The organism is Candidatus Microthrix subdominans, from assembly GCA_016719385.1.
In the GTDB taxonomy this organism is placed as follows: domain Bacteria; phylum Actinomycetota; class Acidimicrobiia; order Acidimicrobiales; family Microtrichaceae; genus Microthrix; species Microthrix subdominans.
The window spans coordinates 42,778-69,183 of sequence record JADJZA010000002.1; the positions used below are offsets into that span (position 1 = coordinate 42,778).

The 26,406-nt window shown below is 68.7% G+C and carries 28 protein-coding genes; 21 read left to right on the plus strand and 7 right to left on the minus strand.

Going from position 1 to position 26,406, the window contains the following annotated elements:
- Positions 1 to 48: 48 nt before the first annotated feature.
- The 3 genes from IPN02_06120 to IPN02_06130 form a co-directional block, all read right to left on the minus strand.
- Positions 49 to 1,146: a hypothetical protein gene (locus tag IPN02_06120; GenBank protein ID MBK9296424.1), complete on the minus strand. Its 1,098-nt coding sequence runs from the start codon at positions 1,144 to 1,146 to the stop codon at positions 49 to 51.
- Positions 1,130 to 2,155 (minus strand): TIGR03617 family F420-dependent LLM class oxidoreductase, encoded by a 1,026-nt coding sequence (locus IPN02_06125; GenBank protein ID MBK9296425.1) that lies wholly within the window; start codon positions 2,153 to 2,155, stop codon positions 1,130 to 1,132. Before IPN02_06125 ends, IPN02_06120 begins: the two co-directional genes overlap by 17 nt.
- A gap of 112 nt (positions 2,156 to 2,267) precedes the next feature.
- On the minus strand, positions 2,268 to 2,699 hold the full coding sequence (locus IPN02_06130) for an arsenate reductase ArsC (GenBank protein ID MBK9296426.1): 432 nt from the start codon (positions 2,697 to 2,699) through the stop codon (positions 2,268 to 2,270).
- A 128-nt stretch (positions 2,700 to 2,827) separates the two neighbouring features.
- On the opposite strand from IPN02_06130, the gene IPN02_06135 reads away from it, so the two are divergent.
- Positions 2,828 to 3,796, plus strand: a complete 969-nt coding sequence (locus tag IPN02_06135; protein MBK9296427.1) for a hypothetical protein — start codon at positions 2,828 to 2,830, stop codon at positions 3,794 to 3,796.
- Positions 3,797 to 3,898: 102 nt separating this feature from the next.
- On the opposite strand, the gene IPN02_06140 is transcribed toward IPN02_06135, so the two are convergent.
- Together IPN02_06140 and IPN02_06145 are read right to left on the minus strand one after the other, a co-directional pair.
- Positions 3,899 to 4,552 carry a class F sortase gene (locus IPN02_06140; GenBank protein ID MBK9296428.1) on the minus strand — a complete coding sequence of 218 codons (654 nt, stop codon included), beginning with the start codon at positions 4,550 to 4,552 and terminating at the stop codon, positions 3,899 to 3,901.
- Between the two features lie 114 nt (positions 4,553 to 4,666).
- Positions 4,667 to 5,311 carry a fasciclin domain-containing protein gene (locus tag IPN02_06145; GenBank protein ID MBK9296429.1) on the minus strand — a complete coding sequence of 215 codons (645 nt, stop codon included), beginning with the start codon at positions 5,309 to 5,311 and terminating at the stop codon, positions 4,667 to 4,669.
- Positions 5,312 to 5,537: 226 nt separating this feature from the next.
- Between IPN02_06145 and IPN02_06150 the strand changes: the two genes are divergently transcribed.
- From IPN02_06150 to IPN02_06240, 19 genes are all read left to right on the plus strand, one after another.
- Positions 5,538 to 7,064: a GDSL family lipase gene (locus IPN02_06150; GenBank protein ID MBK9296430.1), complete on the plus strand. Its 1,527-nt coding sequence runs from the start codon at positions 5,538 to 5,540 to the stop codon at positions 7,062 to 7,064.
- 151 nt (positions 7,065 to 7,215) lie between these two features.
- Positions 7,216 to 8,295, plus strand: a complete 1,080-nt coding sequence (locus IPN02_06155; GenBank protein MBK9296431.1) for a hypothetical protein — start codon at positions 7,216 to 7,218, stop codon at positions 8,293 to 8,295.
- A 427-nt stretch (positions 8,296 to 8,722) separates the two neighbouring features.
- A complete protein-coding gene (locus IPN02_06160; GenBank protein MBK9296432.1) occupies positions 8,723 to 9,304 on the plus strand; it encodes a sigma-70 family RNA polymerase sigma factor in 582 nt (193 codons plus the stop codon).
- On the plus strand, positions 9,301 to 9,648 hold the full coding sequence (locus IPN02_06165) for a zf-HC2 domain-containing protein (GenBank protein MBK9296433.1): 348 nt from the start codon (positions 9,301 to 9,303) through the stop codon (positions 9,646 to 9,648). Before IPN02_06160 ends, IPN02_06165 begins: the two co-directional genes overlap by 4 nt.
- A 93-nt stretch (positions 9,649 to 9,741) precedes the next feature.
- Positions 9,742 to 9,879, plus strand: coding sequence for a hypothetical protein (locus tag IPN02_06170; GenBank protein ID MBK9296434.1), 138 nt, complete (start codon positions 9,742 to 9,744; stop codon positions 9,877 to 9,879).
- A 37-nt stretch (positions 9,880 to 9,916) separates the two neighbouring features.
- Positions 9,917 to 11,017: a zinc-dependent metalloprotease gene (locus IPN02_06175; GenBank protein ID MBK9296435.1), complete on the plus strand. Its 1,101-nt coding sequence runs from the start codon at positions 9,917 to 9,919 to the stop codon at positions 11,015 to 11,017.
- Positions 11,018 to 11,027: 10 nt separating this feature from the next.
- Entirely contained in the window at positions 11,028 to 11,942 is a 915-nt protein-coding gene (locus tag IPN02_06180; GenBank protein MBK9296436.1) for a tRNA lysidine(34) synthetase TilS, read from the plus strand.
- Positions 11,943 to 12,059: 117 nt separating this feature from the next.
- Complete coding sequence (gene hpt, locus IPN02_06185) at positions 12,060 to 12,602, plus strand: hypoxanthine phosphoribosyltransferase (GenBank protein MBK9296437.1); 543 nt, start codon at positions 12,060 to 12,062, stop codon at positions 12,600 to 12,602.
- A gap of 12 nt (positions 12,603 to 12,614) precedes the next feature.
- The gene (gene ftsH / locus IPN02_06190; GenBank protein MBK9296438.1) at positions 12,615 to 14,525 is read left to right on the plus strand and encodes an ATP-dependent zinc metalloprotease FtsH; all 1,911 of its coding nucleotides are present in this window, start codon (positions 12,615 to 12,617) and stop codon (positions 14,523 to 14,525) included.
- A 23-nt stretch (positions 14,526 to 14,548) separates the two neighbouring features.
- Positions 14,549 to 15,178 carry a GTP cyclohydrolase I FolE gene (gene folE / locus IPN02_06195; GenBank protein MBK9296439.1) on the plus strand — a complete coding sequence of 210 codons (630 nt, stop codon included), beginning with the start codon at positions 14,549 to 14,551 and terminating at the stop codon, positions 15,176 to 15,178.
- A gap of 185 nt (positions 15,179 to 15,363) precedes the next feature.
- Complete coding sequence (folP, locus tag IPN02_06200; protein ID MBK9296440.1) at positions 15,364 to 16,293, plus strand: dihydropteroate synthase; 930 nt, start codon at positions 15,364 to 15,366, stop codon at positions 16,291 to 16,293.
- A complete protein-coding gene (locus tag IPN02_06205; protein ID MBK9296441.1) occupies positions 16,293 to 16,913 on the plus strand; it encodes a hypothetical protein in 621 nt (206 codons plus the stop codon). The genes folP and IPN02_06205 overlap by 1 nt, the downstream gene beginning before the upstream one ends.
- A 7-nt stretch (positions 16,914 to 16,920) precedes the next feature.
- Positions 16,921 to 17,319: a dihydroneopterin aldolase gene (gene folB, locus IPN02_06210; protein ID MBK9296442.1), complete on the plus strand. Its 399-nt coding sequence runs from the start codon at positions 16,921 to 16,923 to the stop codon at positions 17,317 to 17,319.
- Positions 17,319 to 17,765 (plus strand): 2-amino-4-hydroxy-6-hydroxymethyldihydropteridine diphosphokinase, encoded by a 447-nt coding sequence (gene folK, locus IPN02_06215; protein ID MBK9296443.1) that lies wholly within the window; start codon positions 17,319 to 17,321, stop codon positions 17,763 to 17,765. Before folB ends, folK begins: the two co-directional genes overlap by 1 nt.
- Before the next feature lie 33 nt (positions 17,766 to 17,798).
- Positions 17,799 to 18,599: a DUF2520 domain-containing protein gene (locus IPN02_06220; GenBank protein MBK9296444.1), complete on the plus strand. Its 801-nt coding sequence runs from the start codon at positions 17,799 to 17,801 to the stop codon at positions 18,597 to 18,599.
- On the plus strand, positions 18,587 to 19,522 hold the full coding sequence (locus tag IPN02_06225) for a pantoate--beta-alanine ligase (GenBank protein MBK9296445.1): 936 nt from the start codon (positions 18,587 to 18,589) through the stop codon (positions 19,520 to 19,522). Before IPN02_06220 ends, IPN02_06225 begins: the two co-directional genes overlap by 13 nt.
- Positions 19,519 to 21,252: an FAD-binding protein gene (locus IPN02_06230; GenBank protein ID MBK9296446.1), complete on the plus strand. Its 1,734-nt coding sequence runs from the start codon at positions 19,519 to 19,521 to the stop codon at positions 21,250 to 21,252. Before IPN02_06225 ends, IPN02_06230 begins: the two co-directional genes overlap by 4 nt.
- Before the next feature lie 132 nt (positions 21,253 to 21,384).
- On the plus strand, positions 21,385 to 22,269 hold the full coding sequence (nadC, locus tag IPN02_06235) for a carboxylating nicotinate-nucleotide diphosphorylase (GenBank protein MBK9296447.1): 885 nt from the start codon (positions 21,385 to 21,387) through the stop codon (positions 22,267 to 22,269).
- A 166-nt stretch (positions 22,270 to 22,435) separates the two neighbouring features.
- Positions 22,436 to 23,194, plus strand: coding sequence for a glycosyltransferase family 2 protein (locus tag IPN02_06240; protein ID MBK9296448.1), 759 nt, complete (start codon positions 22,436 to 22,438; stop codon positions 23,192 to 23,194).
- Between the two features lie 42 nt (positions 23,195 to 23,236).
- Here IPN02_06240 and IPN02_06245 read toward each other — a convergent pair whose 3' ends face one another.
- Positions 23,237 to 23,992, minus strand: a complete 756-nt coding sequence (locus IPN02_06245) for a hypothetical protein (GenBank protein MBK9296449.1) — start codon at positions 23,990 to 23,992, stop codon at positions 23,237 to 23,239.
- 115 nt (positions 23,993 to 24,107) lie between these two features.
- Between IPN02_06245 and IPN02_06250 the strand changes: the two genes are divergently transcribed.
- Complete coding sequence (locus tag IPN02_06250) at positions 24,108 to 25,613, plus strand: carotenoid oxygenase family protein (GenBank protein ID MBK9296450.1); 1,506 nt, start codon at positions 24,108 to 24,110, stop codon at positions 25,611 to 25,613.
- 119 nt (positions 25,614 to 25,732) lie between these two features.
- On the opposite strand, the gene IPN02_06255 is transcribed toward IPN02_06250, so the two are convergent.
- On the minus strand, positions 25,733 to 26,386 hold the full coding sequence (locus IPN02_06255; GenBank protein ID MBK9296451.1) for a methyltransferase domain-containing protein: 654 nt from the start codon (positions 26,384 to 26,386) through the stop codon (positions 25,733 to 25,735).
- Positions 26,387 to 26,406 lie beyond the last annotated feature (20 nt).

Sequence of the window (26,406 nt, forward strand, 5' to 3'; positions counted from 1 at the left end):
ACGGCCGTGCAGACCTTCGAGCCGTCGATTTCGAGAACGGGAAGGGCGCTACGTGGCGACCGAACCGAGGTCGGCGAACCCGCTGGGGTCGTGGCGACCGATGGAGCCGTGCTCCAACATGCCCCATCCCACGGCGCCGTCGCAGGTGGCGCGTGCGACGTGGTCGGTCACCCCGAACGGAATCCGGTCTGCGACCGAGGGTTCGGAGAGGTCGTAGGTGAGACGTTCGGAGAAGCTCGGGCCGTTCCACTGGCCGTGGACCCAGTCGGCATCGCCGCCGTAGCCGCCACCGACGTGGATGTGTGCGCCGAGCAGCGTGTCGACTTCGAGGGTGAGCGGGCCGTCTGCGGTCGTCAGCTCGATCACGGCGTGTTCGGGGTGCCTCGTGCCGGGCGTGTAGGTGATGTCGACCCGCGGCCAGCCCAACTGTTCGATTCGGCCGTCGGCCCAGATTCTGGTGGCGTCGTTGAGGATGCGAAAGCCGTCGGGCTGCTCCTGGACGATCACGACGATCGCAAAGTCGTCGAACCGCAACGGCACATAGAGCCAATGGAGGCTTGGATCCTGATCGGCCGGTTTGCCGGCGGGTTCGGCCTCGCCAACCGGGCGGATGCCCCACGACCGGTCGCGGGTGCCGACCCAGGTGGCGGGGTCGACTGCGTACTCGTCGCCGTCGATGGCGAGCGTTCCCTGCCACGTCCCCACCTGGGCGAAGCGGCAGGCGTCAAGGATGGCCTTGCGGCCAATGCGCATGACGTGGGCCGGCTCGTCGACCGGTACGAACGAGCCCTCCCACGTCAGGTCGAACGAGAGGCCCAGCGACGGGTCGTCGCAGATCAGCCTCAGGCTGCGCAGCGGTTCGATGACCTCGATGCGGTAGGCGCCGACGCGTTGGTCGAGGCGGTCATCGCCGAGGGCGTCGGAGAAGTGGACGGCGCTCTGCTGGTCGCCGCGTCGCAGCAAAGCGAACGCGTCGGTGATCCCGAGGTTCGGATACACGCCGAACCCGGTGATCAGAAACAGCTCGTCGGTGCGATTGTGGGCGTTGAAGTAGCTGCGGTCGTAGGCGTTGCGGTCGGTGCTGGCGACGTGCGCCAGCGACAGCGGCACCTGGTGCAGCGGGTATTCGTCAAGTGGGACGGGCATTGCGAGCTCCTCTGGGTGTGTGGTCGAAGGTGGTGCGCGCCTCGGCGACGAGGGCGGTGAGGGCGTCGTCGGTGATGCCGCCCGGGGTGCTGAGGGCCACGCGGTCAACGTCGTCACCGAAGCGGGCAACCAGCCGGGTGGCCACCTGCGCGGGATCGCCGCGGAGCACGACGGCGTCGAGCAGGTCGTCGTCGACCAGGGCGGCCATCTCGTCCCATCGTCCCTCGCGGGACAACGCCCGCAACTCGGGGTGGAGGTGGTCGCGGCCTTCGGTCTCAAGCACCGGGACATAGGCGGGGGTCGAGCCGTAGAAGGCGATCATCCAACGGGCTGCGGTGTCCGCATCGGCCTGGGCGACGGGGTCGGTGGCGCACGCCACGATGGCCTGCCCCACCACGGTGAGGTCGGACCGGGGTCGTCCGGCCGCCTCCAGCCCGGCCTGGATGCGGGGCAGGGTGACGTTGGCCAAATGCCGGTCCGAGGTGAAGGGGTGCACCAGCATTCCGTCGGCCACGGCCGTGGCCAGCCGGGTCATGGCCGGGCCGAGAGCGCCGAGCCAGATCGGCGGCGGGCCCGATGGCAGCGGCCCGGGTTCGAAGGCCGGGGTCATGAGGGTGTGGCTGGTGTGCTCGCCGACGTACCCCAACGGTTCACCGTTCTGCCACGTCCGGCCGATGGCGCGAATTGCCTCGACCCACTCGCGCATTCGACCCACCGGGCTGGACCACGTCGACCCGTAGCGCCGCTCGACGTGCGCCTTGATCTGGGTGCCGAGGCCGAGCGAGAAGCGGCCATCGCTGAGCTCTGCCAGGTCCCACGCCGTGTAAGCGAGGTGCATGGGCGAGCGAGGAAAGGCGATGGCCACGTTGGTGTAGAGGTGGCAGCCGGTGTCTGCAGCGAGGATCAAGGGCAGGAAGACGTCGTGGGGCCCCTCAAAGGTGAAGATGCCGTCGACACCGGCGGCGGCGAGGGCTTCGGCCCGGCTCGCCACCTCGTTGGGTTTGGCCATGAGCAGGGCATCGATCAGCACCGCCAGATCGTAGATGGCCCTGTTCCGTCGACCGACCCAACGGCCGCCCTCGCTCCCGGCCATGCCGAGTCGTGAAGCGGCCTGCCAGCGGTCAGGTTGACCGGTCAGGTGGTTGGGGGACGAGTTCTGCCAGGAGGGCCCGGACACGCTGGTCGATCTGGTCGCGGATGGGACGAACCGCGTCGACGCCCTGTCCGGCCGGATCATCGAGTTGCCAGTCGAGGTAGCGGGTGCCCGGGTAGAACGGACACTCGTCGCCGCACCCCATGGTGATCACGACGTTCGACGCATCGACCGCAGCGTCCTCGAGTCGCTTGGGTCGAGCGCCTGCTGCGAGCAGGTCGATCCCCAGCTCGGCCATGACCTCGACTACTGCGGGGTTGATCGATGCGGCCGGAGCGGTGCCGGCGGATCGGACGGTTACGGTGTCTCCGGCATGATGAGCGAGCAGAGCGGCTGCCATCTGCGAGCGGCCGGCGTTGTGGACGCAGACGAAGAGGACTTCGGGTGGGTGATCGGTCATGGAGGACTCCGGTAGGGGTAGAAGGGTTGGGTCAGCCCGAGGGCACCATCCAAGCCGTCTCCGCCCAAGGAGTAGAGGGCTTCCTCAATCGGCGTTGTGGACGGCTTTTGATGTGGAAGTATGCGCCGATGAACCGCACGGTTGCCATGGTGATTTGTCTCAGCCTGGTCGCGACGGGCGCATGCTCGGGCGATGGGGACGCTGAGGACTCCCCGGCCAATCGGCAGGGATCGTTCTCCTTGCTGAGCTACAACGTGGCCGGGCTGCCCGAGGGCCTCTCGCAGAGCAACCCTGAGGCCAACGCTCCCACCATTTCCAAGCTGCTTGGCGACTACGACGTCGTGGTCACCCAGGAGGACTTCGGCTTCTACACCGATGTGTTGCGCGCCGATGCGCCTCAGAGGAACATGTCGACGCCCCACCCCGGGCCCGGAGCGCTCAACCCGATCGAGCGGGGCAGCGCCATCACCGGCGATGGGCTGAACGTGATGTCCAACTTCCGACTCATCCCGCCGGATCTTGATCGGGTGCCTTGGACGAACTGCGGTGAAGCTGCGGCCGACTGCCTGGCGTTGAAAGGTTTTGCCAAGACAACGATGGAGCTCGAATCCGATCCAGAGCAGGCCGTCGGTGGCGAGGGCGCCGAGGGCGAGGCCGGGGGCGGGGGTGATCAAAGCGGCGGCGAGTCCATCGCCGTCGACCTGTATACGTTGCACCTCGAGGCCGGCGGCGAGGACGATGCCTTACGCGCCGAGGACCTCGACCTGCTGGCGAGCTATCTGGAGGAACATTCGACGGACCGGCCGGTGATCATCGGAGGTGACTGGAACCTGCACACCGATGAGGAGCCCGATGCCACGCAGTACGCGGAGTTTCTCGCCGAGACCGGGTTGCGAGACGTCTGCTCCACCGTCGAGTGTGGCGACGATGTCGACGTCATCGACAAGGTGGCGTACCGCTCATCGAACCGCATCACGTTGACGCCTACCTCCCACAGCTTCGAGCGCGATCGCTTTGTTGATCCCGACGGCGAACCGCTGAGCGACCACGACCCATTGAGCGTCGACTTCGACTGGGAGATGCAGCCGGGCGGCTGAGCGCTCCAGGTGGCACGGTGTGCCTCGTCTGGGTGCGATCGGACACCAGCTGGGGACCATCCTCGGAGAGGTTGTCGACCCGCCGGTCGCACCGCGATCGGTTCAGGAGGCGGTGACCGGCTCCGCACGGATCACGATGTTGTCGAGGTACTTGCTCTCGCCCGTATTGAAGGCTCCTCCGCAGGTGATCAGCGTGAGGACGTGTTCGCCATGTGTTCGGAACAGCTCCGGTATCTGCAGATCGTCCTTATCCACCTGGAACCGATTGGTTGCGATGTAGCGGATGCGCTGATCATCGGCGTCGGTCACGACGATCTCGCTGCCCGTTTCGAGCTTTCGGAGGTCGAAGAACACGCCCCGAACATCGTTGAAGTCGACGTGGGCGGCGATCACCGCCGATCCGAAGAGTTCTCCAGGCTTGGCTCCGGGCCGGTACCAGCCCGCCCGGGTGGCGCCGGGCAACTCCATCGATCCATTGGGCTTTCGGCCCACAGCGACCACTTGAGCGTCCACTCCGAGAGCCGGAATCTCGAGTCGCACGGGGTCCGCCCCCTCGACGCGAAGTGCGGAGTGAGCGGCAGGCTCGGCGGTGACCTCGGAGGCCGGAACGGTCGCTGCGGCCTTCGGTTGGGGCGACTCGGCACCCACCAGGTCCGACCGCGGGGTTTCCGCCGAGCTGGCGAACGACCACCCGATGACGACGATCAGAAGCGACAGGGACGTCCCCAGCAGCAGGCGAGCCGGCAGATGCGTCATCGGCGCCCTTTCTGGGTGGCTGTCAGTCGGGTGTTGGTTGAGCGCACGGTACGCGAAAAACCGGTAGGGGAAGGACAGCCCACCCCTACCGGTTCTTGGCGAATTTCAGGTCTTCTAGCGGTTGCGGCCTGAGCGGACAAGGGCGAAGGACGAGACGCCGACACCGGACAGGGCCAGAGCGACCAGCGCAGCGATCAGGAGGGCGTTCGGGCCACCCTGAGCGGCGAGACCGGAGTTACCGCTCGGAACCGAGGTCGGAGCATCCGTTGCGGGGGCTGTGATGACCGCGTCGATCACGTGGATGATGCCGTTCGAGGCCTTGATGTCAGCGGTGATGACGGTTGCGCCGCCCACGACGAGCTTGTCCCCGTCGAGCTCAACGCTGACCGGGCCACCGAGCGTGTCGACGGTTCCACCCGCTGCTGCGATCGCAGCCTTGGAATCGACAGCGCCTGAGATCACGTGGAGCTTCAGGATCTTGGTGAGGTCACCGGAGGGATCGGCCAGAAGCGTGTCGAGGGTTCCCGCGGGGAGAGCGTCGAATGCAGCGTTCGTGGGAGCAAAGACGGTGAAGGGACCTTCGCCGGAGAGGGTATCGACGAGGTCCGCCTCGGTGACGGCCGTGACGAGAGTGGAAAGGTTTGGGTCCGCCGCGGCGATGTCAACGATGGTTCCCGGGTCGTTCTGAGCGCCAGCGGTAGTGCTGAATCCCAGGGTCATGAGGGCGGCACAGAACGTGGCCATCAACAGTTTTCTCATGTTCATTCTCCTGATCGGTGGTGAAGGGCCTGTGCCCGAGCGGAAAACTTACGCTTGGGCGCCTTTTCGTGCCAACTCGCGGTGAAGGGGGTTTCGACGCCATCGCCGGCCAGCCATCGGAAACCCATGGCAGGAAGTGCTTGGATGACGTGGCCTCGGGTGTGGCTATGGTCGAGTTCGCAACCGGTTCCCCCCAGCGCACACCACTTGGATGGAGTGACTCGTCATGAGCAGGTCAGGCGCTCGATCACCTCGAATCGGACCGGCGACCCGTCGCGTCGTTCCCTCCGCAGCAGCGATCGCAACCGTGTTGGCTGTCGTGTCGCTCGGATTGATGACGCACCCGGCGGGCGCCGACGAGATCTCGTGTGATGACATGCGGTGGACAGCGGTCTGGGCCGGTCCACCCTCGGACGCGTCGCGCACCGAGGACGTGAGCTCGATAGTCGATCCGTCTGCGAATCGGCTCGGCGGGGTGCGCAATTCGACCGTTCGTGCGATCGCCACGCCCAGCACCGGCGGGTCGGAAACCCGAGTTCACCTGTCCAACCGATTCGGGACTGCGCCCGTCACGTTCGATCGCGTCACGATCGGAGTGCAGACGACGGGGCCTGCGGTCGCCGCAGGGTCACTGGAAAAGGTGCGGTTCGACGGCGAGAAGGCGGTCACGGTGGCGGCCGGCGATGACGCCGTTTCCGATTCGGTGGCGTTCTCGTTCGAGTCCGGGCAGCCGATCGCCGTGAGCGTCTTCGTCGCCGGCGATGCCGCAATGCCCACCATCCACTACACCGCGCGCCAGGCGTCCTACCTGACACCTCCGAATGGCGGGGATCAAACGACCGACGTCGAAGGATCAAAGCTCAGCGAAAAGACGACCTCCCGCCCATTTCTGACCGGCATCGACGTCAGAACGACCGGGGATTTTGGAACCGTGGTGGCGCTCGGCGACTCCATCACCGACGGGTTTCAAGGGCAGGCGCCCGACGGTCGACCCGAAACCGTGGAGGGAATAGATCAGAACGTGCGTTACCCGGACTTTCTCGCCGAGCGGCTTCGGTCGGCCGGCAAACCCTTGGGCGTCATCAACGCTGGAATCAGCGGCAACCGCTTGCTCCGAGACGGCGCCGACGGAGGCAACATCGCCACGAACGGTCTCTCCACAGCCAGCCGAGTCGAGCAGGATGTTCTTGGTCGGGCCGGGGTGACGACAGTGATTCTTCTCGTAGGAATTAACGATCTGGGCAAGACCCCCAACGCCACGGCCGATGAGCTGATCTCCGGCTACGTCGAGATGATCCAGTCACTTCACCAGGCGGGCCTCAACGTCGTGCACGGCACCCTGACGCCCGTTGGGGGTTCAACCTCGTACGGCACGCCGGAGATTGAGGCCGAACGGCAGAAGGTGAACGCCTGGATCCGGTCGAACTCCCCGGCAGACGCCATCGTGGACTTCGACGCGGCGCTGCGGGATCCGGTGGATGCCACCCGGCTGGACCCCAGGTTTGATGGCGGCGATCACCTCCACATGAGCCCGGCCGGCAATCGGGCCATGGCCGAGGCGGTCGATCCGGGTGACCTTCGCCCGGCCGCCTGTGCAGCGACCGGCGCGACAGGTCGCACCGGAGCGGAGGAGGGGACCGGCACGGGAAAAGCGCCGTGGATCGCGGCGCTTGTCGCCGTCCTCCTCATCGCAGTGCTCGGCGCAGCGTTCATCGTCCACCGCCATGTCGCCCGAGAGCGGACCGGACCGTGAGCGGGCGGGTGCGCTGATAGGTCGGGATGGCCCTGAGGGTCGGATCGCCTGACCCAACGACGATCTGGGGCGGCGAAGCTGGCAGCCAGGCCTGGACCCATTAGGTTTGGCCGCACTTATTCCCCCCATCTGACAAGGGACCGCACTCCGCATGGCGCTGCACACTGATATTCCCACCGGAAAAGAGCTCGAGAAGCTGTTGACGGCCACCGCCGACCACTGTGTCTCGATCTACCTTCCGACCCACCGGATCACCCAGGAGACCGACCGTGATCGACTGGTGTTGCGTGACCTGACCCGTCAGGCGGTCGAGCAGCTCGAGGCGGCCGGCGCCGATGCCGACGCTGTGGCCGACATCGAGGCCGACCTGGCCCACCTGGCCGAGGACGACGACGAGTTCTGGGTCAACCAGGCCGACAGCCTGGCCATCTTCGCCAGCCCGGGTCGTTTCGAGACCCACCGCCTGCCCAACCACCTCACCGCAATGGTCGAGGTGTCGGACCGCTACCACATCACCCCGCTGCTGCGTGCGGTCACCTTCCCCCACGCGGCCTGGATCCTGGCGCTGTCCCAGGGGTCGGTCCGGCTGTTGGAGGCGGGCCCCTCAGGGAACCCCGAGGAGGTCCGGGTCGAGGACATGCCCAAGGATGCCATGCAGTCGTCGGGCAACAAGGTCGTCCGTGCCCGCGAGGCCGCCTACGCCCGCAAGGTGGACTCTGCGTTGCGCACGGTGCTGACCGGCTCGGACCTGCCGTTGATCCTGGCGGCGTCCCAGCCGATGGCCGCGCTGTACCGGTCGGTCAACACCTACCCCCACCTGGTCGAAGAGCGCGAGCACGGCAACCCCGAGACGAGCACCGACGCCGAGCTGGCGGACGCCGCACGGGCGATCCTCGACGACGTCTACGCCGATCAGGTCGCCGAGTTGGCGGACCGCTTTGGTGACCTCAGCGGGCAGGGGCGCACTGCGACCGACGTGTCCGACCTGGCCCGCCTCTCCACCTACGGCGCGGTCGACACGCTGCTCGTCGACATCGATGCCAGCGTCCCCGGCTCGATCGGCGACGACGGCGCGGTCACGCTGGCCGATGCCGACGATGCGGTGAACTACGGGGTGACCGACGAGATCGCGCGACGCGTCCTGCTCGCCGGCGGCACGGTGCTGGCGGTTCGCGCCGAGGACATTCCCGAGGGCGGCCCGGTGGCCGGCCTGTTGCGCTTCGTCGTCTAGCGGGCGTAGCGAGCCAGCCCTATGCACCCTGGTGATGTTGTTCCCGACGGCGCCGTCAGGCGATGTGACCGTGATTCAGCGACGCGGCGATGATCCCGCGTCACCTGGGCTGGTGTCGCCGCCGTAAGGTAGTGGTCGACTAGATAGACCCAGGAGGTCTCGCATGGATGACACAACGGCGTGTCGTTGGTGCCAGGGCCTGTCCGCAGGGACGGCGAGCAAGTGCTCCCGTTGCGGAACATGGCTCCGGCGTCACAGCTATCACCGCACCGCCCCCCGGCGCCGCGAAGGTCAACTGGTCTAGAGGAACTCAAGCGCTGAGCACCGACCCGGCCGTCTGGGAATCCCCAGGCGAACGGGTCGGTGTGTCGCGCCCGACAAGTTAGGGTCTGGCATCGCCGATCAAGCCACCTTTGCCGACGACGCCATGGAGTACGCGGACAGCCTGTACTCGGCGGCCATGCGGATGACCCGCAACCCTGCCGACGCCGAGGATCTGCTGCAGGAGACGCTCCTGAAGGGCTATCGGGCCTACGGCCGTTTCGAGGCCGGCACCAACCTGCGCGCATGGCTCTTCCGCATTCTGACCAACACGTTCATCAACTCCTACCGGTCCAAGCAGCGTCGCCCCGACGAGTCCGACCTGGCCGACGTGGAAGACCTGTTCCTGTATCGCCGTCTCGGTGGACTGGAGATGGCTCGGCGGGGGCGCTCAGCCGAGGACGAGCTGATGGACCTGTTCACCGAGGGTGAGGTGACCGACGCGTTGGAGGCGCTGCCGGACCATTTTCGGGTGCCGGTGTTGCTCGCCGACGTCGAGGGTTTCTCCTACAAGGAGATCGCCGAGATCCTCGACATTCCCATCGGCACGGTGATGAGTCGGCTGCACCGTGGAAGAAAGGCGTTGCAGAAGTCGTTACACACGTTTGGAGTCGAGCGCGGCTTGGCCGACCCCGACCCCGACGACACCAAGGCATCCGCCCCGACGACCGCACCGAGTGCACCATGACCAGCCCCAACGCTGAACCGTTCAACGCACAAGCATCCGGCGCCGAAGAGGTAACCGTCGGGTCCCAGCCTGTAGCTCATCGGCACGGGGGATCGGACAACCCCTGCCAGAGCGCGCTCGACGGCCTGTACCAATACGTCGACGGCGAGATGTCCGAGGAGGGCCGCCTTCAGCTGGAGATGCACCTGCGCGACTGTGTCGGGTGCGAGAACGTCTTCGGTTTCGAGTTTCAGGTGAAGCGTCTGATCGCAACGCGCGGTCGAACCCGCTGTCCGGACGAGGTACGGGCCCGCCTGGTGACGGTGATCCAGACCTACGCCATCGAGACCCAACCCGATGCGTGAGCACTTCGGGACGTGGCACAGTTCGTCCCTCGCCCGGTTGGTCGGGGCGCCCCCGAGTGTTGCGGCAGTGCCAGGCCGATCTAGGATGGGACCATGCTCGCCTTGGAACACATCTGGCACTACTGGGTGGCCATCACTTTGGCGCTGTCGGCCATCTTGCTCGCCGTGAGCATCGTGGTTGGGTACATGCGTTCGGTGGTCAAGCCCCGCTACCCCGGCCCGCGGGACTGACCCGGCGCCGTCGGGGATGTCCTACGGTGGTCCCCACATGACCGAGGCAGTCGACTGGACCCTGGCTGCGAAGCTGGCGAAACGCGTGGCGGGCAACGATCCCCTCGAAGATTCCTATCGGTCGGGCACGTTGGCGGCCGACGTCGCCGAGTTCACGCCCCTGGCCCAGCAGCTCGTCGAAGCGGAGACCGGCTGGCCATCGGCTTCCGGGCCGGCCCGGGCGCGCGTGGTGGACCGCGGCGGTTGGGTGCAGGCCAATATCGGTTCGTTCCAGCGCCTGCTCGCCCCGCTTCTCGAGCGGATGGGCGAGACCATGACCGGGGCGTCTGCCTACGTGGCCCCTAAGGTGGCCGCCGCCGAGATGGGGCTGATCCTGGGTTGGATGTCACGTCGCGTGCTCGGCCAGTACGACCTGTTGGTGACCGAACCCGGCTCCGGTGCGACCGGTGAGGGTGCGGGCGAAGCCGACGACCAGGACGTGGTGTACCTGGTTGGGCCCAACCTGATGGCCCTGGAGCGCAAGTTCGGCTTTCCCCCTCGCGAGTTCCGCCTGTGGGTGTGCGTGCACGAGCTGACCCACCGGGCCCAGTTCACCGGTGTGCCCTGGCTGCGGCCCTACTTCCTCGAACAGGTTCAGCTGCTGCTGTCGGCGGCCGAGCCCGACCCCACCCGATTTCTCGCCGCACTGGGTCGCCTGGCGGAAGCGATCCGCACCGGTGTCAACCCGCTGGACGAGGGCGGCTTGTCGGCGCTGTTCGCCGGCCCCGAACAGCGGGCGGCCATGGACCGGCTGGCCGGGCTGATGAGCCTGCTCGAAGGCCACGGCGACATCGTGATGAACCGGGCGGCCGGCGATCGCATCCCATCCTCGGAACGGTTCCATGAGGTGCTATCGGCGCGGCGTAGCGCTGCGGGTCCGGCGGCGCTGATCCAGAAGCTGATGGGCATGGAGGCCAAGATGCGCCAGTATGAGGAGGGCGAGCGCTTCATCGAGACCATCGAAGCCGCCCATGGCCGGTCCGGGCTTGACCGGGCCTTCCAGTCGGCCGACACCGTGCCGACGCTGAGCGACATCCGCGACCCGGAGGCGTGGATGGCCCGCGTGGGGTTGGGGAAGCGGTCGATCGCCCGCAGGTGAACGCCGACCCGTGTGCGTGGGCGCCGTGAAGCTGAGGGATCACCACCTGGTTCAAGCCCTGCTCCCGAGGTGCACCTTTCCCGAGGTCGGGGCCTCGCTGCGTTGCGGATGGTCGGGAGGCGCCGACTCGACGGCGCTGGTCGTGCTGGCGATAGCCGCCGGTTGCCGGGTGGAGGCGGTCCACGTCGAGCACGGGCTGCGGTCGGGCAACGACGATCGCTCCCGGCTCGACGCGATGGCCGAGCGCCTGGGAATCGCCGTGCGCACCGAAACGGTGGAGGTTGCCCCCGGCCCCAACCTGGAGGCCAGGGCCCGGACAGCACGCAGGGGCATTCTCGGCCCGGATGCCGCCACCGGCCATACCGCCGACGACCAGGCCGAGGGGGTGCTGCTGGCGATGCTGCGCGGTGCCGGCCCGTGGGGGCTGGCGGGAATGCGCGACGGGCCCACCCACCCCCTGTTGGCGCTGCGTCGCTCCGACACCGAGGGGTTGTGCCGGTCGCTGGGGCTGATCACGGTGGAGGACCCGACCAACGCCTCGGCGGTGCACCGCCGCAACCGGGTGCGCAACGAAGTGATCGGTTTGCTCGGCGATGTCGCCGAGCGGGACCCGGTGCCTCAGCTGTGTCGCCTGGCGGCCCACCAGCGGGAGCTGGCCGACCTGCTCGATGCGCAGGCCGGCCAGGTCGACATCAGCGCACCCTCGGCGCTGGCGGGGCTCCCGCGTCCGGTGGCGGTCGCGGCGCTGCGTCGATGGTGGCGGGAGGCGACCGGCCTGGAGCATCCTCCCGACCACCGCGCGCTCGAGCGCATGCTGGCGGTGGCCGATCCGGGCGGCCCCCCAGGGGCCGACGTCGTCGCCGGATGGCGAGTGGCCCGCACCGCCGGTCGGATTCGGCTGGTTCGTGGCGGGCCGGACAGCTGAGCGCGGCGTAGGTCTCGCCGGGGGGCCGGCAGTAAGTTGCCCGGTGTGACCACACAACCCGATGGTGCCACCGGACCAGCCGACGCCGCAGCGCCTGCCAGCTCAAGTTCCGACCGTTTGAGCACCGATCGCCACATCGGACCGGTCCTGTTCAGCGCCGAGCAGTTGGCGCAGCGGATCGCACTGCTGGGGGCGCAGGTCACCGAGGACTACGAGGGGCGGGCGCCACTCCTCGTCGGCGTGCTGCGCGGCGCCTCGGTGTTCCTGACCGACCTGGTGCGGGCGATCGACCTGCCGGTGTCGATGGATTTCATCGCCGTGTCCAGTTACGGGTCGGCCACACAGACCTCCGGCGTGGTGCGCTTGGTCAAGGACCTCGACGAAGATCTGACCGACCGGCACGTCATCCTGGTCGAGGACATCGTCGACACCGGCCTCACGCTGCGTTACCTGCGCAAAAATCTGGGCGCCCGCGGCCCGGCCAGCCTCGAGGTGGCCACGTTGTTGGCCCGCCACTCGGCCGACGTGTCCGGCCAAAACGTCGGCTACGTCGGCTTCGAAATCCCCGATGACGCCTTCGTCATCGGCTACGGCCTCGACCTCAATCAGCGGTACCGCAACCTGGGCTACATCGCGACCTACGTCGAAGACGGCCAGTAGTTGAGCGCAGCAGTGAAGCTGAAGAAGCGTCGTCGCCAGGTGATCGTGGGCGGCGTGGTGTTGTTCGTGATCGCCGTGGCCGCCTTCGTGGCCGTCCGCGCGCTGGGCAGCGACCCCACCGAGCTTCGCTACGACGAGTTGATCGATCGGGTGAAGGACGACCGGGTTGAGAAAGCCACGCTCTACTCCTCCCAGGGGCGGGTGACCGGCACGTTGCGCGGCGGCGAGGAGTTCACCGCATCGGTCCCAACCGAAGGTTCCGACGGGCTGGCCCGATCGCTCACCCGCTCCGGCGCCGAGCTTGAGGTCGACACCGCTGCATCGTCGTGGTGGGAGGACCTGTTTCTGAACGTCGGACCCACCCTTCTGATCCTTGGCGCCTTCCTGTACTTCATGATCAACATGCAGGGTGGCGGCATCGGCGGGCTGCGCATCGGACGCTCCGGCACCAAGACCCGACCCGATCAGAGCGAGGTGACCTTCGCCGACGTGGCCGGTGCCGACGAGGCGGTGGCCGAACTGTCCGAGATTCGCGACTTTCTCGCCGACCCCGACCGGTTTGCTGCGATGGGGGCCCGCATTCCCAAGGGCGTGCTGTTGTTCGGCCCGCCGGGCACCGGCAAGACGCTGCTGGCCCGGGCGGTCGCCGGAGAGGCCGGGGTGCCGTTCATGTCGTTGTCGGGGTCGGACTTCGTCGAGATGTTCGTCGGCGTCGGGGCCAGCCGGGTGCGCGACCTGTTCAAGCAGGCCAAGGAGGACGCGCCGGCGATCATCTTCGTCGACGAGATCGATGCGGTCGGCCGGCAACGAGGGGCCGGGTTGGGCGGCGGCCACGACGAGCGGGAGCAGACGCTCAACCAGTTGCTCGTCGAGATGGACGGCTTCGACCCGTCGACCGGCGTGATCTTGATGGCGGCCACCAACCGTCCCGACATCCTCGATCCCGCCCTGTTGCGCCCGGGCCGCTTCGATCGTCAGGTGGTCGTCGATCGCCCCGACCTGGCCGGACGGCTGGCCATCCTCAAGGTTCACACGAAGGGCAAGCCGTTCTCCGAGCAGGCCAACCTGGAGGTGCTCGCCCGGCGCACGCCGGGCTTCACCGGTGCGGACTTGGCCAACGTGGTGAACGAGGCCGCCATCCTCACCACCCGCGAGGGACGTGATCAGGTGAGCGAGGCCGACCTGACCGAAGCGATCGACCGGGTGCTGGCAGGTCCCGCCCGACGCAGCCGCATGATGTCGGAGGCCGACAAGTTGACGATCGCCTACCACGAGGCCGGCCACGCCGTGCTGGGTCGGGTGCTCGAGCACACCGACCCGGTGCACCGGGTGTCGATCGTGGCCCGCGGGCAGGCGCTGGGGTGGACGCTGTCGCTGCCCGAGGAGGACCAGTACCTCACCTCAAGGGCCCAGCTGCTCGACCGGATGGTGATGATGCTCGGGGGTCGGGTGGCCGAGGAGCTGGTGTTCGGTGAGATCACCACCGGCGCGGCCGACGACATCGAGAAGGTGACGGATCTCGCCCGCCGCATGGTGTCGGAGTTCGGCATGAGCGAACGCCTCGGGCCGCTGCACTACGGCAGCGATGAGCCCCAGGTGGCCGGGCGCGACCCGCACGGAGTGAAGCTGTCCGACGACGTCGCCGGCCAGGTCGATGCCGAAATCGCCCGGCTGGTCAACGAAGCCTCCGCCCGGGCGACCGAGCTGCTCCGGGCTCACCGGGGGATGCTCGACCGCCTGGCCCGTCGCCTGGTCGACGAGGAGACGGTCACCGGCGACGAGCTCGACGGACTGCTGATCGACCCGCCCGACGGGACCGACACGACCGATGCTGCGGCCCCACCCACCGATCCGGTTGTTGGTGGTGCGTCCGACGCCATCGATGCGCCGGGTGCCCTCGACGAGAAAGGTGCGATTCCATGACCGACCCCACCCCCCGAGCCCCGATGAACAGCCCCGCCCCGTCCCCGGGCCGGCTCGAGACACCCGACCCGACGGCGGAACCGCAAGGGACCTCGGTCGATCTTCCCCGCGTCGAGGCGGCGGTGCGCGAGCTGCTCGCCGCGATCGGCGAGGACCCAGAGCGCGACGGCCTCCTCGACACACCGGCCCGGGTGGCGCGCATGTACGCCGAGGTGTGCTCCGGGCTGCACGACGACCCGCGCCGTCACCTGCGCACCACCTTTGAGGCCAACCACGACGAGATGATCATGGTGCGCGACATCACCTTTCACTCGCTGTGCGAGCACCACCTGGCGCCGTTCAGCGGACGGGCCCACGTCGCCTACATCCCCAACGAGGAGGGCCGCATCACCGGGCTGTCCAAGCTGGCCCGCCTCACCCTGGGCTACGCCGCCCGGCCCCAGGTTCAGGAGCGGCTGACCACCCAGATCGCCGAGGCGATCGAGGAGGTGCTCGCACCGCGCGGGGTGCTGGTCGTCGTCGAGGCCGAACACCTGTGCATGGCCATGCGTGGGGTGCGTTCCTCCGGTTCGACCACGGTCACCTCGGCGGTTCGCGGGCTGTTCCGCACCGATGTGGCTGCCCGGGCGGAGGCGATGGGGCTGATCGGCTGAGGCCGGGGCGCGTGGACCCGGTGGGCGGCCCGTTTCCGGATCCTCCCAACTGGTTCTAGTCTGTGCCGGTGACGTCCCATGCCCCTTCAGAGCGACGCGCCCCGAGCGCTGTCGACGAGGCTGCCTCAGCGCACGCCCCCGGGGGCTGTGACGCGTCGGCCGAGCCGACCGACGGCGTGCTGGTGATGGGCATCCTGAACACCACGCCCGACTCGTTCTCCGACGGCGGCACCTTCCTGGCCACCGACGATGCGGTCGCTCACGGCCGGATGATGATCGCCGAGGGCGCCGCCATCATCGACGTCGGTGGGGAGTCGACACGGCCCGGTGCCCAGGCCGTATCCACCGCCGAGGAACTCGCCCGCGTGATCGACGTGGTTGAAGCGCTCAGCGAGACGACAATGGTGTCGATCGATACGCGCAGCGAGACGGTGGCCCGGGCTGCCGTCGCCGTCGGCGCCGGCATCATCAACGATGTCGGTGCCGGCCTGGGCCATGTCGCCGCCGACCTGGGTGTGGGCTGGATCGCCATGCACAGCCCCGCACCCCCGACGGTGATGGCCGAGCACTGCGGCTACGAGGATGTGGTTGCTGAAGTGACCGAGGCGTTGGCCGGCGCGGCCGCCGAGGCGGCCCGGATGGGCGCGCCCAAGGTGTGGATCGATCCCGGCATCGGCTTTGGCAAGGACCTGGGCGGAAACCTCGACCTGCTCGCCCACCTCGATCACCTGGTCGCCACCGGCTGGCCGGTGGCGCTGGGCACCAGCCGCAAGTCCAGCCTCGGCGTGCTCAGCGGGCGCGCCGACCGGCGGGCGACCCCCCCGGTCGCCGGCAGTGCCACCCTGCGGCTCGACGGGGACAACCCAGTGGTTGGTGGTCGTTCGACCGGCGACCTTGTGGTGGCCAACCCGCCTGCCGACGATCGGCTGGAAGCATCGCTGGCGACAGCGGTGTGGGCGGCATGCGCCGGGATCGATCTGCTACGAGTCCACGACGTGGCCGCCACCATGGCAGCGCTGGCGGCCGCCGGGGTTCCCCCCCGCTCGTCCGCCGCCAGCGGAGTCTCAACCACCGGAGGCGCCCCCGCCTCCCAACCCATCCCCAAGGAGCGCTGATGCCGAAAGGCAAATGGGCACAGGGCATCACCCCACGGAACTTCCACTGGGTCATCACCGACCGCCTCGCCGTGTGCGAACGGCCGGGCGGCTACGGCGAAAGCCACCGCAAGGTGCGCCGCCAAGAGGAGATCATCTGGATCCGCGAGCAGGGCTTCCACCACGTGGTCAGCCTCTCGACCAGCCCCCACAACCTGCACAACTACGACGAGCTGGGGGTGGCATGGCTGCACCGTCCCTTCCCGCGCAACGACGACCTGCCCCGCTACCTGCAGACGATCTACGAAGACCTCAGCGGTCACATCGCCGCCGGCAACGCAGTGCTGTTCCACCAAGAAGAGGTGTCCGACGCCCTGGTCGGCCTGATGGCCGGTTACGTCGTGTGGTCCAACCTGGTGCCCGAAACCCACAAGGCAACGGCGGTGACCGAACAGATCGTCGGCCGTCGTCTCGGCCCGGCCGGCCGCGACCTGGTGACGACCGCCGTCTTGATCCGAGACACCCCGCTGCCGCCGCGCCCCCAGACCCCAGCGGCGCCGGTCGTCGACGAGACCGCCGACCCGGACGGGGCCGACGAGTCCGACGAGACCGGTGAGTCCGCCGATCCGGCGGGGGACTGAGCACAGCGTGGTGACAACCGATCAGATCGAGTTGGCGGGGCTGCGGGTGATGGCCAGCGTCGGGGTGCTCCCCGAGGAGCGCTCGCGCCCCCAGCCCCTCGAGCTCGCCCTCGTCCTCACCGCCGACCTCGCACCGGCGGGTGCCAGCGATGCGTTGGCCGACACGATCGACTACGGCGCGGTCACCGACGCGGTCGTCGCCGCCTGCGCCCAGCAGCACTACGACCTGCTCGAGCGCCTGGCCCAAGTGGTCGCCGATGCTGCACTGTCCGAGGGTCGCAGCGACGGTGAGGCCGGCGCCCGGGTGGACGAGGTCACGGTCAGCGTCCGCAAGCTGCGCCCACCGGTGCCCCACGACCTGGCGTTCGCCGGAGTGCGGATCACCCGACGTGGGGCGGTGGGTTGATGCGCACCTTCCTCAGCCTCGGCTCCAACCTGGGTGACCGGCGGGCCACGCTGCGCTTTGCGGTCGACTCGCTTCCCGACCTGGTGGCGGTATCTCCGGTGTACGAGACCAACCCGGTGGGTGGCCCGCCCCAAAACTCCTTCCTCAACCTGGTCGTCGAGCTCGACACCAACCTGCGCCCTATCGAGCTACTTGGCCTATGCCATCGCTTGGAGGGCGCCGCCGACCGCGTGCGCGGCGAGCGCTGGGGCCCGCGGACCCTCGACATCGACATCGTTTGGATGGATGGCGTGGAGCTGGACGATCCGGACCTCACCATCCCGCACGTCCGCTGGAAGGAACGCCGCTTTGTGTTGGCGCCGATGCGCGATCTGGCCCCGGACCTGGTGTCCGAGGTTGACGTCGAGCAGGCCGAAGGCCGGGTGACCCAGACCGATCCCCTCTAGTTGGGTCCGGTTATTTCGAGCGATGACATCACCTTGAGCGGGGCCGACACCACGTCGGCCGGGGGAGCCGGGCCGTTTCCGGTGCGGGTGCTCGGCCGCGGCCGAATGGGCTCGGCGCTGGCCGGCGCGTTGGCCGCTTCCGGGTGGGAGGTCGATCTGGTTGGGGGTCGAGGCCCTCACGTCGCAGCGTCCGCGGACGGGGTGGCGCTGCTCGTGTTGTGCGTGCCTGATGGGGCGGTGGCCGACGTGGCAGCAGCGGTCCAGCCGAACCCGGTTGGTGGCGCGGTCGTCGCCCACTGCGCCGGTGCACTGACACTGGACGTGCTCGCTCCCCACGCACGGCGTGCCAGCCTCCACCCGTTGGTGGCGGTGCCCCGCGGGTCCGCTGGGCCGGCTGCGCTTCGGGGCGCCTGGATGGCGCTGGCCGGCGACCCGCTGGTCGAGGCGCTGGCGTCGGCGTTGGGGGCACAGACCTTTCGGGTGGCCGACGAGCACCGCGTCGCCTACCACGCTTCGGCCGCGATCGCCGCCAACCACCTGGTCGCCCTGCTCGGCCAGGCCGAGCGGGTGGCCGGCGGCGCCGGCGTCCCGACCGAGGCGATCATGTCGCTGGCCGAAGGGGCGCTGGCCGGCGCAGCCCGCGTCGGCACGGCCGAGGCGCTCACCGGCCCGGTCGCCCGCGGGGACTGGCCCACCGTCGCCGCCCACCTCGCAGCGCTCGCGCCCGACGAGCGCCCGGCCTACGAGGCGCTGGCCCGCCAGGCGCTGCGCCTGGCGTGGCCTACCATTCGGGCCGCAACCGATGAGGGGAGTGCTCCGCCGTGGAGGTCCTGAGCACGATCGATCAGGTCCGGGCCCGCACGGCCCGGGCTCGTGCCGCCGGAGGCAGGGTGGGCCTGGTGCCGACGATGGGCGCCCTGCACGCCGGTCACGTCAGCTTGATCGGCGCCGCCGTCGCCGACGGCTGCGACGCGCTGGTCACCGTCTTCGTCAACCCGCTGCAGTTCGCCGCCGGCGAGGACCTCGACGCGTACCCCCGCCCGATCGAGGCCGATCTGGCTGCCGCACAAGCGGCTGGTGCCACATGGGTGTTCGTGCCCGGGGATGGCGAGATGTACCCACAGGAACCGCTGACGACCGTGAGCGTCGCCGGCTTGGGTGATGCGATGGAGGGCGCCTCGCGCCCCACGCACTTCGCCGGCGTGGCGACGGTGGTGACCAAGCTGTTCGCCATCACCGGAGCTTGCCGTGCCTACTTTGGTGAGAAGGATTTCCAACAGTTGGCGATCGTCACCCGCGTGGCGGCCGACCTGTCCCTCCCGGTCGACGTGGTCGGGTGTCCCATCGTGCGCGAGCCCGATGGGCTGGCCCTATCGAGCAGAAACGTCTACCTCACCCCCGACGAGCGCACGGCGGCGCCGGTGCTACACCGGGCGCTCGTCGAGGCGGCCGACTTGATCGCCGCCGGTGAGCGCAGCGTCCAGGCGGTGCGCGCCCACATCGAGGCGCGCATCACCGCCGAACCGCTGGCGCACTTCGACTACGCCGAGGTGGTCGATCCGACCACGATGCAACCGGCCGAACTGGCACTGCCCGGGGTGCGGATCCTCGCGGCGGCCCAGTTCGGCATCCCCCGCCTGCTCGATAACGTCCCCACCGATCCGGCCGGCACCTCGCCTGCGATTGCTCTGTCGACAAGCGATCCCGAGGTTTCGACTGGTGACCGAGCACCCAGACGCGGAGGACGCGACACATGAACGAACTCGACCTGTTGGTGTTGGGCTCCGGTGTGGCCGGGCTGTCGGCGGCGGTGCGGGCGGCCGAGGCGGGGCTGTCGGTCGGCGTGCTGACCAAGGGTGAGCTCGAGCAGGCGACCACGCGCTGGGCTCAGGGTGGGGTGGCCGCAGCGCTGTCGCTCGATCCGGAGGAGCTCGATCTGCACTTGGCCGACACCTTGGCAGCAGGCGCGGGGTTGTGCGACCCGGCGGCGGTGCGGGTGTTGGTCGATGAGGGGCCTCGCCGGGTTCAGGAGCTGATCGCGCTCGGCGCGGTCTTCGACATGGACGAGGCCGGCGAGTTCCAGCTGGCACGCGAGGGCGGGCACAGCGTTCCGCGCATTCTCCACGCTGGCGGGGCGGCCACCGGGCGCGAGGTGGAGCGCGCGCTGGTGCACGCCGTGAAGGCCACCGCGGCCGCCATCCACGAGCAGGCATTCGCAACCGACCTGGTGTTGTCGCCCGATGGTTCGCAGGTGGTCGGGGTGACGGCGCTGAACGCCGACGGCGTATCGATCGAGGTGGCTGCCCGCAATGTGCTGTTGGCCACCGGCGGCGCCGGACAACTGTTCTGGATCACGACCAACCCCCGGGTGGCCACCGGAGACGGCGTGGCGATGGCGATGCGAGCCGGCGCCGTCGTCGCCGACTTCGAGTTCTTCCAGTTCCACCCGACGGCGCTCGCCCTGCCGTCGATGCCCCGCCCCCTCCTGTCGGAGGCACTGCGCGGGCACGGCGCGCTGCTGCTCGACCGCCACGGCGACCGCTTCGTCGACGAGCTGAAGCCCCGCGATGTCGTCAGCAGGGCGATGACACGCACGATGCTCGACCAGGACGTCGACCATCTGTGGCTGGACGCGACGGTGCTCGACGATTTCGCGTCGCGGTTTCCGTCGATCGCCGCCGACCTCACCGCCGCAGGTCTCGATCCGGCCAAGGACTGGCTGCCGGTCGCTCCGGCGGCCCATCATCAGTGCGGCGGCATACTCACCGACCTGGACGGCGCCACCTCGTTGCCCGGCCTGTGGGCCGCCGGCGAGACCGCTTCCACCGGGGTGCACGGGGCCAACCGGCTGGCCTCCAACTCGCTGCTCGAGGGCATGGTCTTTGGGCCCCGGGTGGCCGAAGCGGTGGCGGCGGGCCGACGGGGTCCGCAAGGAACCGGGGCGATGCGTACGCTGCTCGGCAACGGCGCGGCCGGCCCCGCCCCCGCCCCCGGGTCCGGCTCCAGCACGCCGTCCGGCTCCGATGCCGGGTCCGGTGCGACCGCCGGGTCCAAAACCGCCGCCAGCGGCATCGGCGGCCGTGCGGTGTCCCGGCCGGCCAGCCCGGTGCCCAAGTGGCCGCAGTCCGACGATGCGTCGGCCGGCAGGGCGGTCCCGGCCGACGTCGGTGACTTCGAACAGGCGGACGCCGACACGGCGATCGCCGACCTGCGGGAACGCGTGCAGCGGGCGATGACCATCGGTGCCGGGGTGCTGCGTTCGGCGGACAGCCTGAACGCCGCCCGCATCGAGCTGGAGGCGGTCGGCGCCGCGCTGGCCGGCACGGCCCGCACCCGCTCGGCCGAGGAGGTGCGCAACCTGGTCGACCTGGGGGTAGCGATGATCGACGTCTCCATGGCCCGGGAGGAGAGCCGCGGCTGTCATACCCGGGAGGATTTTCCCGACGCCTCCGACCGGTTCCGCCTGCGACTGCTGCTCGGCGGCTAACTCGCCCGGCGCCTCGGGCCGGCATCGAGTTGGGTGGCTGGGTCGTGTTGCGCTCGAAGTGGCGACCGACCCGAGTCGGGAGGCGACCGTGCCCATGGGTATCGCCCGCTTCGCGACGGCAACAATGGTGCGATGAGCAGCCCCGTCGACGACTACCTGTCCCCGCCGCGATTCGAGGTGCGGTCCGCCGTGCAGCGCGCGCTGGCGGAGGACCTCACGCCGCTGGGCGACCTCACCAGCGTGCTGGTCCCTGATGACGCTGTTGCGGTGGCGCAGTTTCGGGCCCGTCAACCGGGCGTGCTGGCCGGGGTCGAGTGCGCGGCCGAGACGTTTGCCCAGGTCGATCCGGCGCTCGAGGTCTCCTGGATGTTGACCGACGGCGCCCGCCTGGAATCGGAATCGGTGATCGCCACGGTCGAGGGCCGACTGCGAACGATGTTGACCGCCGAGCGCACCTCCCTCAACTTCTTGTCACATCTGTCGGGCATCGCCACCCTGACGGCGACGTTCGTCGATCGGGTGGCGGCGGTCGGGTCGCCCACCCGGGTGTGGGATACCCGCAAGACGCTGCCCGGCCTGCGCTCGCTGCAGAAGGCCGCGGTGCGCGCCGGGGGAGGGCGCAACCACCGGGCCAACCTGTCCGATGCGATCATGGTGAAGGACAACCACCTCACCGGACTGGGCGCCGCCGAGGCGGTGGCGTTGGCCAAGGACCGCTGGCCCAACCGCACCGTCGTCGTCGAGTGCGAGGACCTTGATCAGATGATCGTGGCCATCGATGCCGGAGCCGACTCGGTGCTGCTCGACAACATGTCGCCCGAGCAGGTCGGCGAGTGCGTCGTCCGGGCGGCCGAGCTGCAGGGCGCCTCGCCCCGCCGGTGCCTGCTTGAGGCCTCGGGCGGTATCAACGTCGACACCGTCGCCGCCTACGCGGCGGCAGGCGTCGACTTGGTCTCCTCGGGCACGCTGACCAACTCGGCCCCGGCCCTCGACATCGGCCTCGACATCGTCACCTGAGAGCGACAGTAAAGACACCCATGCCCCATCTGGGTGTCTTTACTGCTGGACGTCCGACAGTAAAGACACCCAGTTCGACCGTGGGTGCGATTACTGCGGGCACTCGCACCGGATCGCGGCGCCCCTGGCCGCCTGAGCTTCCCTGCCGTCGGCGCACCGTGGGAGAATGTCGGGTCCCCTGCCCCAAGGAGAAGTCGTGACCTCCGATGTTCGACCGGTGCTCTCGGTCGTGATGCCCGCTTACAACGAAGAGGAAACGTTGGTGGCCTCGGCCACACGCGTGCTCGAGTCGCCGTGGTGCGCCGAGCTGGTGATCGTCAACGACGGCTCGACCGACAACACGCTTGCGTTGGCACGCTCGCTCAATGACCCTCGCGTCGAGGTGTACGACCAGGGCCACAACCAGGGCAAGGGTGCGGCGCTGCGCCGTGGCTTCACCGAGGCGACGGCCGAGTATGTCGTCGTCCAGGATGCCGACCTCGAATACGACCCGGCCGAATTCGGCGTGCTGCTCGAGCCGCTGCTCGACGGTCGGGCCGACGTGGTCTACGGCTCGCGGTTCCTCGCCGGCGGCCCGCACCGGGTGCTCTACTACTGGCATTCGGTGGGTAACCGCTTCCTCACCACCATGTCGAACATGTTCACCAACCTGAACCTGACCGACATGGAGACCTGCTACAAGATGTTCCGCCGTGAGGTGATCCAGAGCATCGAGATCGAGGAGGACCGCTTCGGTTTCGAGCCGGAGATCACCGCCAAGGTGTCGGCCCGCAATTTACGCATCTACGAGACCGGCATCAGCTACTCGGGTCGCACCTACGACGAGGGCAAGAAGATCGGCTGGCGCGATGGTGTGCAGGCCGTGCAGTGCATCTTGCGTTATTCGCCGATGGGAACCCGCCTGAGGCGCCTCACCGGGAGCTAGCCCCAGGAACTGGCCGGTCGACGGTCAGCTCGAGCATTTCGATCAGTAGGTGGTCGTGTCGGTGAGGTTGCCGTCGCTGTCGTAGCTGGTCCGGGTGCCGGTCCGCTCGCCGACCCGGAAGGTGCCGACCTGCTTGAGGCTGCCGTCCTTGTCGAACCACTTCCATCGCCCGCTCGGCTTGCCGTCCTTCATGCGGCCTTGGGCCTTCAGCTGGCCATCGGGGTAGTACTCCGATCGGATGCCCCGGTCGACCGCACCCAGCTCGGCCAGCTTCAGCGAGACCATCAGCCGCAGTACCGATTTCGGCAGCGGGGTGTCGACGTCGAAGTGGATGCCGGATCGGGTCGTGACGTAGGCGTCGAGCCGCTCGCCGGCGGCCTGGGTCGTGCTGCCGCTGTGGGCGTAGTAGCCGCAGTGGTTCTTGTTGGCCGAGTAACCGGCCACGGAGATGCCGTCGAGCTGCACCGCCGGCATCGAGTAGCTCATCGCGTCGCGCCCGTGGGGGAGGAGTTCCAGCAACGTGGCTCTGACCGTGCGCAGGGTCTCGCGTTGCGGCGACGGCGCTGCGTCGAGGTACGCGTCCACCTCGGCGGTGTCCGAGGCGCGGGTGTCGGTTGCGAAGGCCTTGCCGGCCTCGTCGAGCGCGTCGCCGAGGATCGCGACCGCCTTCGGCCCGACGCCGTGCAGCTCGCCGAGCTCGGCCTCGCTCCAGCCGGCGAGGTCGGTCAGCGAGACGATGCCGGCCCGGGTGATGGCCCGGGTCGCGGGAGAGCCGATGTTGGGTGGAAACTCAGCCATGGGTGAACGCTACCGGTGGCTCCGGAGTGTGGCAGTGATTTGGTGAGGCGTCGACGATCCTCAGGAATGAGGCAAGTTCGAGGCGCTTGCCTGGAAGGGTCGTTATCGTCTCGCTGTGCAGCAGCGGCCCATGAACCGAAGGCAGTTTCTCACCCGAGCCGGGGGCGGCGCCGTTGGCCTCGCTGCATTCCCTAGCCTGCTGACCGCCTGCGGCGGAAGCGGCACCGAGGTGGGTGCCAGCGCATCGTCGACCGCTGCCGCACCGTCGACCACGCGTGCGCTCATCGAAGTCGCCGGCGATACGCCGTGGTGGCTGCAGGGCAACTTTGCTCCCGTCGTCGAGGAGGTGGCGTCGACCTCGCTCAAGGTCACCGGCTCGATCCCTGAGGCGCTGGCCGGGCTGTACGTGCGCAACGGTTCCAATAGCCGGGCAGGTACATCGGGGCACTGGTTCGTCGGCGACGGAATGGTGCACGGCGTGCATCTTGAGGATGGACAGGCCCGGTCCTATGCCAACCGCTGGGTGCACACCACCCTGTTCGAGAGCGGCGGGGGGATCGCCGACGCAGGGGTACCCGGCGCCGACATCGGCTACAGCAACGTGTCGGCCTTCACTCACAATGGTCGGCTGTTCACCTCGGGCGAGATCGGGTTTCCCTACGAGCTGTCGCCCGGGGACCTCTCGACGATTGGCGTTCACGACTTCGCCGGCAAGCTCGACACCAATATGACCGCACACCCGAAGGTTGACCCTGAGACGGGCGAGCTGCACTTCTTCGGGTACGGGCTCTTCGAGCCCTTTCTCACCTATCACGTCGCCGATGCCCAGGGTCAGCTGATCCACTCGGAGCAGATCGAGGTGGGCAGATCGACGATGATCCACGACTTCGCCATCACCGATCGCGACGTCGTGTTCTGGGAGTTTCCGGTCGTGCTCGATCTGTCGCTGGCGGCCGAAGGGACCAGCCTGCCCTTCCGGTGGGAACCGGAGTACGGCGCCCGAGTCGGGGTGATGCCCCTCGGCGGGACCAACGCCGACATCCGCTGGGTGGAGGTGCCGCCGGCCTACGTCTTCCACGGCATCAACGCTTTTCGGGACGGAGACGAGATCGTCGTCGACGTCAGCCAGTTCGAAACGATGTTCGAGGCCGGCCCGCTGGGTCAGGCACCCGAGCTGCATCGCTGGCGCATCAACACTGCCGGCAAAGAACTGGCGTTTTCTGACGAGACCCTCGAGGCCGACCTGCACATGGACCTGCCCAGCAGGGATCCCCGGCGGGTGGGGCGGCCCTACCGCTACGGCTACATGATCGAGGCGGTCGCCAACCCCGACACCGTGCAGCTGGGCGGGCTGTACAAGCACGACTTCGACACCTTCACCCAGGAGTACTTCAACCCGGGCGCCGACCGGGTCTGCGACGAGGGGCTGTTCGTGCCCACCGGTGACGCCGAGGACGACGGTTACGTGTTGACCTACAGCTACAACGCCGCGCGCGACGGCAGCGACCTGTTGATCCTCGCCGCCCAGGACTTCGCCGCCGAGCCGGTGGCGACGATCGAACTGCCCCAACGGGTGCCCCACGGGTTTCACGCCACGTGGGTCGCAGCCGACAAGGCCTGACCAGGCAGTGTCGTGAGCCAGCGAATGACCGGTCAACCGAGCGTCGCCACACGAGCGTGTCGGGACGGTCCGGGTCCAGTGGGACCGTGATGGCGGCGAGCAACGGCGACGGCTGAGCCTCAGCTTCGCCAGTGCACCGACCAGGTACCCCAGCCGGCCGTTGAGGCGACGCCCGACCAGGCACCGGGCAGCGCTCGGTCTACGTCTGGGGCCGGCAGGCCGATCGGTGTAGCGGCGCCCCGGGAGTTCACCCAGATCAGCACCCCGTTCGGCGCCAGCACCCGCTCGACTTCGCCAGGAAACAGGAAGGCGTTGATCAAGAAGATCGCATCGACCGATCGGTCGGAGACCGGCAGGCACGAACCATCGGCCTGCACGCGGGAGGGCGCCCGCCCAGCCGAACGCTGCAGCATCTCCAGCGAAAGGTCCAGCGTGATCATCTCGGGAAACACCGGCGTCAGATGGCGGCTGTTGATCCCGTCGGCGCCCCCGACGTCGAGGGCGATACGGCGCTCGGCCGTCGGAGCGGCCGCCAGCCCCCGGTCGAGCGCGTCGAGGATCGGCGCCTCCCGGCCGGGCACATCGCGGCTCGACCAGTCCTCCGCCAAGCCATCGAACAGCTCGGTGACCCGTCGGCGGCGTTCGTCGGTCCAACTATCGGGATCGAACGCGGCAGCCAGCGTGACCCTTCGCATCGGGTGGTCCGCCGACATCCCGGCGTAGGCAGCGTCGCCCACTGGATGATCGATCACCACCGGCAGGTGGGAGATCATCGAAGCGGCTCGGCTGATCG

What these genes read in the sequence shown, in the direction of transcription:
- IPN02_06120 (MBK9296424.1), bottom strand. Translation starts at nt 1,146, where the DNA reads ATGCCCGTCCCACTTGACGAATACCCGCTGCACCAGGTGCCGCTGTCG.
- IPN02_06125 (MBK9296425.1), bottom strand. Translation starts at nt 2,155, where the DNA reads ATGGCCAAACCCAACGAGGTGGCGAGCCGGGCCGAAGCCCTCGCCGCC.
- IPN02_06130 (MBK9296426.1), bottom strand. Translation starts at nt 2,699, where the DNA reads ATGACCGATCACCCACCCGAAGTCCTCTTCGTCTGCGTCCACAACGCC.
- IPN02_06135 (MBK9296427.1), top strand. Translation starts at nt 2,828, where the DNA reads ATGAACCGCACGGTTGCCATGGTGATTTGTCTCAGCCTGGTCGCGACG.
- IPN02_06140 (MBK9296428.1), bottom strand. Translation starts at nt 4,552, where the DNA reads ATGACGCATCTGCCGGCTCGCCTGCTGCTGGGGACGTCCCTGTCGCTT.
- IPN02_06145 (MBK9296429.1), bottom strand. Translation starts at nt 5,311, where the DNA reads ATGAGAAAACTGTTGATGGCCACGTTCTGTGCCGCCCTCATGACCCTG.
- IPN02_06150 (MBK9296430.1), top strand. Translation starts at nt 5,538, where the DNA reads ATGAGCAGGTCAGGCGCTCGATCACCTCGAATCGGACCGGCGACCCGT.
- IPN02_06155 (MBK9296431.1), top strand. Translation starts at nt 7,216, where the DNA reads ATGGCGCTGCACACTGATATTCCCACCGGAAAAGAGCTCGAGAAGCTG.
- IPN02_06160 (MBK9296432.1), top strand. Translation starts at nt 8,723, where the DNA reads ATGGAGTACGCGGACAGCCTGTACTCGGCGGCCATGCGGATGACCCGC.
- IPN02_06165 (MBK9296433.1), top strand. Translation starts at nt 9,301, where the DNA reads ATGACCAGCCCCAACGCTGAACCGTTCAACGCACAAGCATCCGGCGCC.
- IPN02_06170 (MBK9296434.1), top strand. Translation starts at nt 9,742, where the DNA reads ATGCTCGCCTTGGAACACATCTGGCACTACTGGGTGGCCATCACTTTG.
- IPN02_06175 (MBK9296435.1), top strand. Translation starts at nt 9,917, where the DNA reads ATGACCGAGGCAGTCGACTGGACCCTGGCTGCGAAGCTGGCGAAACGC.
- folE (MBK9296439.1), top strand. Translation starts at nt 14,549, where the DNA reads ATGAACAGCCCCGCCCCGTCCCCGGGCCGGCTCGAGACACCCGACCCG.
- folP (MBK9296440.1), top strand. Translation starts at nt 15,364, where the DNA reads ATGGGCATCCTGAACACCACGCCCGACTCGTTCTCCGACGGCGGCACC.
- IPN02_06205 (MBK9296441.1), top strand. Translation starts at nt 16,293, where the DNA reads ATGCCGAAAGGCAAATGGGCACAGGGCATCACCCCACGGAACTTCCAC.
- folK (MBK9296443.1), top strand. Translation starts at nt 17,319, where the DNA reads ATGCGCACCTTCCTCAGCCTCGGCTCCAACCTGGGTGACCGGCGGGCC.
- IPN02_06230 (MBK9296446.1), top strand. Translation starts at nt 19,519, where the DNA reads ATGAACGAACTCGACCTGTTGGTGTTGGGCTCCGGTGTGGCCGGGCTG.
- nadC (MBK9296447.1), top strand. Translation starts at nt 21,385, where the DNA reads ATGAGCAGCCCCGTCGACGACTACCTGTCCCCGCCGCGATTCGAGGTG.
- IPN02_06240 (MBK9296448.1), top strand. Translation starts at nt 22,436, where the DNA reads ATGTCGGGTCCCCTGCCCCAAGGAGAAGTCGTGACCTCCGATGTTCGA.
- IPN02_06245 (MBK9296449.1), bottom strand. Translation starts at nt 23,992, where the DNA reads ATGGCTGAGTTTCCACCCAACATCGGCTCTCCCGCGACCCGGGCCATC.
- IPN02_06255 (MBK9296451.1), bottom strand. Translation starts at nt 26,386, where the DNA reads ATGATCTCCCACCTGCCGGTGGTGATCGATCATCCAGTGGGCGACGCT.